The 702-nt window shown below is 67.8% G+C and carries 1 protein-coding gene; it reads right to left on the minus strand.

What is annotated here, in order from left to right; all coding sequences use genetic code 11:
• Positions 1 to 123: 123 nt before the first annotated feature.
• Positions 124 to 333 carry a hypothetical protein gene (locus tag A6V29_RS05850; RefSeq protein WP_137159442.1) on the minus strand — a complete coding sequence of 70 codons (210 nt, stop codon included), beginning with the start codon at positions 331 to 333 and terminating at the stop codon, positions 124 to 126.
• Positions 334 to 702: the final 369 nt, after the last annotated feature.

The following is a 702-nucleotide window of genomic DNA, read 5'->3' on the forward strand; positions in this document are numbered from 1 at the left end:
CCCGCTGCAGTTGAGTCGATTCGGTAGGGCGATCAGGCCGCGTGAGGGTCTGGGTCAGTGTCCCGAGCTCGATGGGTGTGGCCGTCCAAGGCGGCGCTGCCGGCTGTGGTAGGCGCTGTCGGTTCAGGCGATGATCGTCAGCCGCAGGTCCTCGCGGCTGACCCGGCGCTGTTGGTCTAGGACGTTGCGCTGCAGGGGATGGCGAGTAAAGGCTCCATCGCGGCGTTCTCGCCGCAGGCGCCCACTCGGCCCATCGAGCCGGTCCAGGCCGTTGTTCATCAGCGCGGCGATGAAGGCATTGGGCGGAACTGGCTGCGGCTGTTCCGATTGCATATTCGTGCCGGCCGGTCCGCACGGGGCGATGGCGTTTGCGCAGGGCTGTCGCGGCCAGTGTGGCGGTCATCCGGGTGTCCATGGAGTAGCCGACGTTATGCCGAGGTTATGCCCGAAGTGCAGCTCCTTGAGCGCGTAGGGGTAGAGCTTGCCCATGGCCGTGGGGTGCTTGACGATGTCGGTCAGCCAGACGGCATTTAGGTCAGCCAGGCGGCGTGGGGGTATTGCGGCTGAACTGGCGGTCCACTAGGTCGTCGTCCACCGGCGCGCCGCCCTTGCGGTTCGAGCCGCGCTTCTTGGCGGACAGCGATCAGGTGCGCTGCCGGGAAGCAGAGCCGGGCGGCCCGGTCCTCCCCAGCGGTCAGGCCG

The sequence above is a fragment of the Blastococcus sp. CCUG 61487 genome, from assembly GCF_005222955.1.
Taxonomy (GTDB): domain Bacteria; phylum Actinomycetota; class Actinomycetes; order Mycobacteriales; family Geodermatophilaceae; genus Blastococcus.

Coding starts and splice junctions, on each gene's coding strand:
- A6V29_RS05850 (WP_137159442.1), bottom strand. CDS start 333: ATGCAATCGGAACAGCCGCAGCCAGTTCCGCCCAATGCCTTCATCGCC.